The organism is Intrasporangium sp. (assembly GCF_039812505.1).
GTDB lineage: Bacteria > Actinomycetota > Actinomycetes > Actinomycetales > Dermatophilaceae > Intrasporangium_A.
Genome location: NZ_JBDIAQ010000150.1, coordinates 1 through 8461, shown reverse-complemented (window position 1 = coordinate 8461; position 8461 = coordinate 1). Strand labels below are relative to the sequence as shown.

General features: G+C 72.8%; 9 protein-coding genes and 1 tRNA gene. 7 read left to right on the top strand and 3 right to left on the bottom strand.

The window, feature by feature from the left end; translation table 11 throughout:
- The first annotated feature begins 72 nt into the window (after positions 1-72).
- Positions 73-1101, top strand: a complete 1029-nt coding sequence (locus tag WMI84_RS15180; protein ID WP_347354612.1) for a zinc-dependent alcohol dehydrogenase family protein — start codon at positions 73-75, stop codon at positions 1099-1101.
- A 67-nt stretch (positions 1102-1168) separates the two neighbouring features.
- On the opposite strand, the gene WMI84_RS15175 is transcribed toward WMI84_RS15180, so the two are convergent.
- The gene (locus WMI84_RS15175) at positions 1169-2011 is read right to left on the bottom strand and encodes a class I SAM-dependent methyltransferase (RefSeq protein ID WP_347354610.1); all 843 of its coding nucleotides are present in this window, start codon (positions 2009-2011) and stop codon (positions 1169-1171) included.
- A 213-nt stretch (positions 2012-2224) separates the two neighbouring features.
- On the opposite strand from WMI84_RS15175, the gene WMI84_RS15170 reads away from it, so the two are divergent.
- On the top strand, positions 2225-2899 hold the full coding sequence (locus tag WMI84_RS15170; RefSeq protein WP_347354608.1) for a helix-turn-helix domain-containing protein: 675 nt from the start codon (positions 2225-2227) through the stop codon (positions 2897-2899).
- Between the two features lie 27 nt (positions 2900-2926).
- Here WMI84_RS15170 and WMI84_RS15165 read toward each other — a convergent pair whose 3' ends face one another.
- On the bottom strand, positions 2927-4141 hold the full coding sequence (locus WMI84_RS15165) for a hypothetical protein (RefSeq protein WP_347354606.1): 1215 nt from the start codon (positions 4139-4141) through the stop codon (positions 2927-2929).
- On the bottom strand, positions 4141-5376 hold the full coding sequence (locus tag WMI84_RS15160) for a hypothetical protein (RefSeq protein ID WP_347354604.1): 1236 nt from the start codon (positions 5374-5376) through the stop codon (positions 4141-4143). Before WMI84_RS15160 ends, WMI84_RS15165 begins: the two co-directional genes overlap by 1 nt.
- Positions 5377-5507: 131 nt before the next feature.
- Between WMI84_RS15160 and ligD the strand changes: the two genes are divergently transcribed.
- The 5 genes from ligD to WMI84_RS15135 all read left to right on the top strand — a co-directional run bounded on the left by ligD (position 5508) and on the right by WMI84_RS15135 (position 8459).
- On the top strand, positions 5508-6473 hold the full coding sequence (gene ligD, locus WMI84_RS15155; protein WP_347354602.1) for a non-homologous end-joining DNA ligase: 966 nt from the start codon (positions 5508-5510) through the stop codon (positions 6471-6473).
- 71 nt (positions 6474-6544) lie between these two features.
- Positions 6545-6973 (top strand): FUSC family protein, encoded by a 429-nt coding sequence (locus WMI84_RS15150; RefSeq protein ID WP_347354600.1) that lies wholly within the window; start codon positions 6545-6547, stop codon positions 6971-6973.
- Positions 6970-7815: an aminotransferase class IV gene (locus WMI84_RS15145; RefSeq protein WP_347354598.1), complete on the top strand. Its 846-nt coding sequence runs from the start codon at positions 6970-6972 to the stop codon at positions 7813-7815. The genes WMI84_RS15150 and WMI84_RS15145 overlap by 4 nt, the downstream gene beginning before the upstream one ends.
- Positions 7812-8294 carry a TIGR02611 family protein gene (locus WMI84_RS15140; RefSeq protein ID WP_347354596.1) on the top strand — a complete coding sequence of 161 codons (483 nt, stop codon included), beginning with the start codon at positions 7812-7814 and terminating at the stop codon, positions 8292-8294. The genes WMI84_RS15145 and WMI84_RS15140 overlap by 4 nt, the downstream gene beginning before the upstream one ends.
- 91 nt (positions 8295-8385) lie before the next feature.
- A tRNA-Val gene (locus tag WMI84_RS15135) sits at positions 8386-8459 on the top strand.
- Positions 8460-8461 lie beyond the last annotated feature (2 nt).

Genomic DNA, 8461 nt, shown 5'->3' with positions numbered 1-8461 from the left:
ACCGTGGCCCGTGACCGTGGCCCGTGACCATGGTCCGTGGACATCCCGCCCGGACCGGCCGAGGCTGGACCCATGACCCCACCGAACCCACCCGAGACGATGAGCGCCTGGGAGACCGTCGGCGCACCCGCCCGGATCCGCCAGGTCACCCGCTCCGTGCCGTCCCCGGGTCCCGGGGAGGTCCTCGTCGCGGTCGAGGCCTGCGGCGTCTGCCGCACCGACCTGCACGTCACCGAGGGCGACCTGCCGGAGCACCGGCCGCACGTCGTGCCGGGCCACGAGGTCGTCGGGACGGTGACCCGGCAGGGCCCGGACGCCTCCCGCTTCGCCGTCGGCGACCGGGTCGGCATCGCCTGGCTGCGCAGCACCTGCGGCGCCTGCCGCTGGTGCCGGTCGGGTCGCGAGAACCTCTGCCCCACAGCGCGATTCACCGGATGGGACCACGACGGCGGCTACGCTGGATACACGACCGTGCCCGAGGCCTACGCCTACCGGATCCCTGCGGAGTTGTCCCCCGAGCAGGCGGCGCCGCTGCTCTGCGCGGGCATCATCGGCTACCGTGCCCTGCGCCGGGCGGCACTGCCCCCGGGCGGTCGGCTCGGGCTCTACGGCTTCGGCGCCAGCGCCCACCTGACCGCGCAGCTCGCCGTCGCCCAGGGTGCCGAGGTGCACGTCCTGACCCGGGGCGAGCAGGCCCAGCGCCTGGCCCTCGAGCTGGGTGCGGCCTCGGCGGGGCCCGCCGCCGGGATGCCCCCGGTCCCGCTCGACGCCTCGATCCTGTTCGCCCCAGCGGGGGAGCTCGTGCCGGTCGCCCTCGCCGGCCTCGAGCAGGGCGGGACCCTGGCGCTCGCGGGGATCCACGTCAGCGACATCCCCCGGCTCGACTACCAGGCCCATCTGTTCCGGGAGCGCACCGTGACCACCGTCACCGCCAACACCCGCCGCGACGGGGAGGAGTTCCTCACCCTGGCCGCCCGGCTGCGCGTCCGGTCGAGCGTCAACGCCTACCCGTTCGAGTCCGCCGACCGGGCGCTCGACGACCTCGCGCACGGCCGCTTCGCCGGAGTGGCCGTGCTCAGCCGGGCGGCGACCGCACGGTGACCCGGCCAGCCGGCTGAGCGGCATACCTCCGGGTATGCCGCTCAGCCGACCCGGTGGGCAGCGCCGCCTACCGCTTGCGTGCGGTGACGAGCAGGTACTCCCAGCGCATCGTGCCATCCGCGTCCAGACCGCGGTCGCCCAGCGCGGCGAGCTCGCCGTCGAGCGCGGCGGCTCGGTCGCGGGAGCCGGCCAGCCCGCGGTAGGCCGCGATCGTCGGGCCGTAGTTGTCCTTGAAGTAGTCGCGGAACTCGGCTCCGGTGTCGAACCGGTCGACCACCACGTCCCGACGCTCGAACGTCAGGTCGGTGACCCGGTCGCCGAGCAGCGCCCGGACGTGGTCCTCGCTGCCCCACAGCGGGGGCGGCTGGGCGCCGGGCGGCGGGGGAGCGGCGTACGGCTTCATCGTGGCGAACATCTGCCCGATGAAGCCCTGCGGTGTCCAGCTCGCGAACGCGATCCTGCCCCCGGGCCGGGTCACGCGCAGGACCTCGTCGGCGGCGCGCTGGTGGTGGGGCGCGAACATGATGCCGACGCAGGAGACGACCGCGTCGAACCGGCCGTCGGCGTAGGGCAGGGCCTCGACGTCCGCCTCCTGCCAGGCCAGCTGCGCCCCGGCCGCCTCGGCGGCTCGTCGTCCGGCGGCGAGCAGGTCCGGCGTCAGGTCGCTGGCGACGACCTCGGCACCGGCCAGCGCAGCGGGCACGGCGACATTCCCCGAGCCGGCGGCCACGTCGAGCACGCGGGTGCCCGGCCCGATCGCGGCGGCGGCGACGAGCACGGGGCCCATGCTCGGGATGATCTCGCTGGCGACCGCCGGGTAGTCGCCGAGCGCCCACATGCCACGGTGCCGGGCCTTCAGCTCCCGGTCGGCGGCCGGGTCCTGGACCGTGGTGGTGACCTGTTGGGTCATGGTGTGCTCCTTGGAGTCGTCGGTTGCTGTGCGACCCATGGTGCGGTGGCGTCCCGTTGCTCCTCCAGTGCCGGTTCTGTAGCGCGAGCGGTATCGATTGTGTACTGCTAATCCTCTTGTCAGCGGGCCCTCGCCGGGGGTTTCCTGAACGACAGAGCCCGACCGACAGAGCCTGACCGACAGAGCCTGACCGACAGAGGGGGAGGCGCGACGATGACGTCCTACGGCCAGTTCTGCCCGGTCGCCAAGGCGATGGAGGTCCTCGACGAGCGCTGGACGCTGCTGATCGTGCGCGAGCTGCTGCTCGGCAGCACCCACTTCAACGAGCTGCGCCGAGGGGTGCCGAAGATGTCGCCGGCCCTGCTGTCCAAGCGCCTGCGCTCGCTCGAGCGTGCCGGGATCGTGCACCGCGAGGTTGACGCCCAGCGCACCTCGTACACCCTCACCAGGTCGGGCACCGACCTGCTCGACGTGGTCAACGCCCTCGGCCTGTGGGGGCTGCGGTGGATCCCCGAGCTGGGTGACGAGGATCTGGACCCGCACCTGTTGTTCTGGGACATCCGGCGCACCGTCCCCGTCGAGCGCTGGCCGCGCGGGCGCACTGCTGTCGCGTTCGAGTTCCCGGACGTGCCCGGGCGCAGCTCGCGCTGGTGGCTGGTCGTGACCGGCGACGACGTCGACGTGTGCGACGCCGACCCTGGCTACGAGGTCGTCGCCACCGTGCGGATGCCGCTGCGCCTGCTCACGAGGATCTGGCGCGGGGAGGAGCGTTGGCACCACGCCGAGAACCGGGGCGACCTCGTCGTGGCCGGGTCGGCCCGGGCCCGGCGCGAGCTGCCCGAGTGGATCGGCCGGTCCGCCCTGGCCACCCTGGCGGCGGCCCGCTGAGCACCGGCAGCCGGTCGGGCCGGCCTGCTACTGGGCGTACAGCTGCAGCTCGACGCCGAAGCGGTCGCACATCTCCACGGTCGCGTCGAGGTCGGGGTGGCGCACGATGACCATGCCGTCCGAGAGCAGCGTGGCGCGCCAGTCCCGCCGGTGCGCACCGATGGGCAGCAGCTCGACGGCACATACGTTCGGCCCGTAGCGGGCCAGCAGCGGCTCGAGCCCCTCGATGCGGGTGATCCGTCCCGAGCCCTGGGCCCGCTTGAACAGGTTGGCCGCGTTGTAGCGCCGTTCGATCTGCTGCCCCAGCCGGCCGTGCACCACGGCCTGGGCCCAGGCGAGGAAGAAGTCGGCGTCGGTGGCGTAGTTCATGATGTCGACGCTGCGCGCCCCGGGGGCCCGGGCCCCGATCTCGCCGAACACGGCTTCGCCGTCGGGCTTGAGGTACCACTCCATGTGCGTGAACCCGGTCTGGAAGCCGAGCGCCGAGAGCACCTGCGCGCCCATCTCGCGGCCCGGCTGGAGGGTCGGCTGGTGCGTGTCGCGCAGGGCGAGGGTCACCGGGGTGATCCACTCGTGGCTGCGCCCCTGCAGGGGCCGGGGCCGGTACCAGGAGATGTTGTCGACGAGGACCTGGCCGTCAGCACAGATCGTGTCGTAGGTGAACTCCTCGGCCTCGATGAACTCCTCCACGCTGACCCGGCGGACGTGGCGCATCGCGGGCAGCACCTCGGCCAGGTCGTCGAAGGAGTCGATCCGGTAGGTGTCGGCCGACCCGGCGCCGGCGATCGGCTTGACGATGAGCGGGAAGCCGATGCGCTCGGCGGCCTCCCAGACCTCGGACACCGTGCGTGCCTTGGCGTGCCGCGGCGTGCGGATCCCGGCGGCGTCCAGGACGAGCTTCATCGCCTCCTTGTCCCGGAACGGGATGGTCTGCTCGACGGTCATCCCGGGCACACCGAAGCGCTCCCGGATGGTGGCGGCCAGCAGCATGTACGGCTCCCACAGGCACTCGACCCGGTCGAAGGAGACGTGCCGGGCGAGCTGCTGGAGCGTCGCGAGAACCGAGCCCTCGTCGGCCAGCGAGACGCGCTCGTAGTGGGTCAGGCCCTCGCGGGCCTCGGGCGGAAGCGCGTCCCGGCCCTGGTCGCCGAGCCCGATGACGGTCGCGCCGGCCCGGGCCAGCGCCCGGGTGAAGAAGGCCATCTCGGGCGGGTAGCCCGGCGAGATCATGACGATGTTCATTACAGCTCCTCGGCAAGCTCGACCCGGACCGTGCTCAGGATGTGCCCGACCGCCTCGCGCACGACATCCGTGCGGGGGTGGCGCACGATGATGAAGCCCTCGCCCTCGTACGAGGACGAGGACGCCTGCCCGGGCCGCGGCAGCCGGGACTCGACGACGAGGTCGCCGATGTCGCGTTGCAGCTGCTCGATCCCGTGCACTGCCCGGACCCGGCCCCGGCCCTGCCCGCGCAGGTAGACCGTCCCGGCGGCATACGAGCGCTCCATCGGGCTGACCGAGCCGAGCAGCATCAGCTCGGTCCAGACCCGGTGGAAGTCGACCCCGTGGGCGTAGCCGATCATCGAGGTGATCTGGGCGCCGGGCGGCCGGGCCGCGACCTCGGAGACGGCCACCGACCCGTCCGGCCTGCGGAACCACTCCATGTGCGTCAGGGCGTCGCGCACGCCCAGGGCCCGCAGGGCGGCCGGGCCCACCCGGCTGATCTCGGCGTACTCGGGCGTGTCGATCTCCCGGGGCAGCAGCACGCTCCACTGGATCCACGGGTTGCGCAGTACCGTCAGCGGCGGTGGCAGGTAGTCGGAGATGGACCACCAGATGGTCCGGCCGTTCACGGTGATGCTGTCGAAGCTGTGCTCGTCGCCGACGAGGAACTCCTCCAGCAGGCCGGGAGCCGCCTCGTTCGGGGGGTCCACGTCGAGCCAGCTGCGCAGGTCGTCCGGACCGTCGAGCCGGTAGGTCGCCCGGGCGCCGGCGCCGGCGGGCGGCTTGAGCACGAGCGGGAAGCCCACCTCCTGGGCGAAGCCGACCGCAGCCTCCGGCGAGGCGACGAGCCGGTGGCGGGCGCACGGGATCCCGGCATTCCGCAGCACGGTCTTCATCCGCGCCTTGTCCCTGACGTTGCGTGCGGTCTCGGCGTCCATGCCGGGGATGCCGAGCGCCTCGCGGACCTGCGCGACCGGCACCTGCAGCTCCTCGAGCGCTGCGACGAGCCGCTCGATCGGGCCGAGCTGACCGCTCAGCCCGCGGACGGCGGTGAGGATCTGCTGGGCGTCCAGGGCGTCCTCGATCCGCCAGTGCGCGGCCAGGTGCTCCTTGAGCACCGGGGGCAGCTTCTCGACGGGCTCGCAGGTGACGAGCCCGAGGCGTACCCCGGGCAGTCGGGCTGCGGTGGCCACGAACCTCGTCGTGGCCTCCAGCAGGTAGGGAGCAACGAATGCGACCGGCTTCCCGCTCATGGCCAGACGATAGCGTTCCGGCGCCGTGCGCGGCGCGCTGAACCGCGCCGGGTTGGCGTTGACCGCGACCCGACGGGCCGGCTCGGCACACAGCACCCCCTCGGGCCACACCCGCTGTGGTCCAATCGACCATGGCCGCCGCTGCGAGCAGGACCCCCGCGACCGTGCTCGACGTGGACGGCTACGAGGTGCGGCTGACCAACCCCGACCGGGTCTACTTCTCCGAGCGTGGCGAGACCAAGCGCGACCTGGCCGACTACTACCTGTCCGTCGGGGACGGGATCGTCCGGGCGCTGCGCGACCGGCCGTGCATGCTGCACCGGTTCCCCAAGGGCGTCGACGGCGCGAAGGTGCACCAGAAGCGACTGCCGGCCGGCGCCCCGCCGTGGGTCGAGACCGTCCGGCTGCACTTCCCTCGCTACGGGCTGCACGCCGACGAGCTGTGCGTGACCAGGCTCGCCGACGTCATCTGGGCGGTGCAGATGTCGACCGTCGAGTTCCACCCGTGGAACTCGCGCCGGCCGCAACCGGAGCTGCCCGACGAGTGGCGCATCGACCTGGACCCGATGCCACGGTGCCCGTTCTCGAGGGTGCGGCGGGCTGCCCACGTCGCGCACGAGGTCCTCGACGAGCTCGGTGCGGTCGGCTGGCCCAAGACCTCCGGCGGGAGGGGGATGCACGTCTACGTGCGGATCCGGCAGGAGCACGGCTTCAAGGTGGTGCGTCGGGCGGCGCTGGCGTTCGCCCGGGAAGTGGAGCGGCGACTGCCCGACGACGTCACCACGACGTGGTGGCGCAAGGACCGCGCCCCGACGGACCTGTTCGTCGACTACAACCAGAACGCCCGCGACCACACCATGGCCGCGGCCTACAGCGTGCGCGGCAACGCGCGTGGGACCGTCTCCGCGCCGGTCGCCTGGGACGAGGTCGACGACGCCCTGCCTGACGACTTCACGATCGCGACGATGCCCGGGCGCTTCGCCCGGCTGGGCGACCTGCACGCCGGGATGGACGACGCGGTCTTCGACATCGCCCCGCTGCTCGAGTGGGCCGACCGCGACGAGCGCGACGGGCGTGACGAGCCGACCGGACCGTAGGTCGTACGCCGCGCACCGGGCTCCCGGCGCCGGCCGGCTGCCGCCGGGACCGGGCCAATACCGTGGGGATCATGCGAGTGACCGCGACCTTCCGCGCCAACCGACGTTCGCCGCTGCTTCAGGTGCTGAAGTCGGCCGTGGCGACGGTCGCGGCATGGCTGCTGGCGGGGTGGCTGCTGCCCGGCCCGCTCCCGGTCTTCGCGGCGATCGCGGCGCTGCTGGTCGTGCAGCCGAGCCTGAACCAGTCGTTCGCCAAGGCCGTCGAACGTACCGTCGGGGTGATCGTCGGGTCGACCTGCAGCGGATCCACCACACCCTCACCGAGACCCTCGCGCCCGCATGACCGGCGTGCGCCACTCGAGGCAACCCGAGGCATGCAGGAGGTGCGGCGGAACTGGCGACCGGGACCCGGACGTTGTGGACAGGGCGGCTCGACTCGCCGGCCCCGCGTGGGGCAAGGTGTCCGGGTGGGCCGGTGCGCAGGAGGAATGGGCGGATGAGTGGCGAGATCAGGGTCTGGGTGAACGGTCGGCTCGTGGAGCCGGACACGCCGGCCCTGGCCGCGCTCGACCACGGGGTGACCGTGGGCGACGGCGTGTTCGAGACGGTCAAGATCGAGCACGGGCGGACCTTCGCGCTGCGCCGCCATCACGAGCGGCTGCTGCGCTCGGCGGCCGGGCTCGGGCTGCCGGACATCGACCTGGACCTGCTGGGTGAGGGGATCGCGGCGGTCCTCGAGGGCACCGACATCGACCTCGGGCGGCTGCGCTACAGCGTGACCGGGGGCGCCGGACCGCTCGGGTCCGACCGGTTGCCGTCCGCGCCCACCTACATCGTGCTGGCCGGGCCTCAGCCCCGGCCGCCCGACTCGGGTGCGGTCGTGGTCGTGCCGTGGACCCGCAACGAACGGTCCGCCGTAGCCGGGCTCAAGACCACCTCGTACGCCGAGAACGTCATCGCCCTCGAGTACGCCCAGCAGCGTGGCGGCGTCGAGGCGGTCTTCGCCAACACCCGCGGTGAGCTGTGCGAGTGCACCGGCAGCAACATCTTCGTCGTGCGTGCGGGCGAGGTGCTGACGCCGCCCGTCGAGGCCGGTCTGCTCCCCGGCATCACGCGCGGGCTGACCATCGAGTGGGCGGGGGTGAGCGGCATACCGGTGCAGGAGACCGCGCTGCCGCTCCGGGTGCTCGACGAGGCGGACGAGGTCTTCATCACCAGCACGACCAAGGACATCCTGGCCGTGCATGCCGTCGACGGGCGCGCGCTGCCCGGCGACCGGCCCGTGACGACGCGGCTGCAGCAGGTCTTCCGCGAGAACGCTGCGGGGAACCCCGACCCGTGAGCGAGAAGCAGTCCTCGGACCGGACGGGGCGGCCGGACGACGTGGACTACTCCGACCGGAACGTCACCCTCGACGCGCACGAGGACCGATGGGCCTGGCGAGCGCGACTGCGCCGGAACCGGGCCACGCATCTCGCGTGGCGCTCCGCCGTCGGCATCGTCGGCGGGTTCGTCACCGTCGCCGGCTTGGTCATGGTCCCGGCACCCGGGCCCGGCTGGCTCGTCGTGTTCTTCGGCCTGATGATACTGGCGAGCGAGTTCGAGTTCGCCCAGCGGGTGCTCACGTTCGCCCGGCGTCAGGTAGGCAAGTGGAACGACTGGGTCATGGCCCAGCCGGTGTGGGTGCGCGGCCTCGTCGCGACGGGCACACTGCTGCTCGTCTGGCTGGTGCTGTGGGGGCTGCTGGTGGCGACGGGGGTGCCCGGGTTCCTGCCGCAGTGGGCGGCCGACGCGCTGCGGGAGCTGCCCGGCGTCGGCTGACGCCCGCGGAGCAGTCCGCCGGGTGGTCCGATTTCCGGGGGACGCATGGGATTGGATAGGGTGCCTCCGTCGCCCCACAAGGGTGGCGTCCGGACGTGTAGCTCAGTTGGTTAGAGCGTTCGCTTCACACGCGAGAGGTCAGGGGTTCGAGTCCCTTCACGTCCACC

What these genes read in the sequence shown, in the direction of transcription:
- WMI84_RS15180 (WP_347354612.1), top strand. Translation starts at nt 73, where the DNA reads ATGACCCCACCGAACCCACCCGAGACGATGAGCGCCTGGGAGACCGTC.
- WMI84_RS15175 (WP_347354610.1), bottom strand. Translation starts at nt 2,011, where the DNA reads ATGACCCAACAGGTCACCACCACGGTCCAGGACCCGGCCGCCGACCGG.
- WMI84_RS15170 (WP_347354608.1), top strand. Translation starts at nt 2,225, where the DNA reads ATGACGTCCTACGGCCAGTTCTGCCCGGTCGCCAAGGCGATGGAGGTC.
- WMI84_RS15165 (WP_347354606.1), bottom strand. Translation starts at nt 4,141, where the DNA reads ATGAACATCGTCATGATCTCGCCGGGCTACCCGCCCGAGATGGCCTTC.
- WMI84_RS15160 (WP_347354604.1), bottom strand. Translation starts at nt 5,376, where the DNA reads ATGAGCGGGAAGCCGGTCGCATTCGTTGCTCCCTACCTGCTGGAGGCC.
- ligD (WP_347354602.1), top strand. Translation starts at nt 5,508, where the DNA reads ATGGCCGCCGCTGCGAGCAGGACCCCCGCGACCGTGCTCGACGTGGAC.
- WMI84_RS15150 (WP_347354600.1), top strand. Translation starts at nt 6,545, where the DNA reads ATGCGAGTGACCGCGACCTTCCGCGCCAACCGACGTTCGCCGCTGCTT.
- WMI84_RS15145 (WP_347354598.1), top strand. Translation starts at nt 6,970, where the DNA reads ATGAGTGGCGAGATCAGGGTCTGGGTGAACGGTCGGCTCGTGGAGCCG.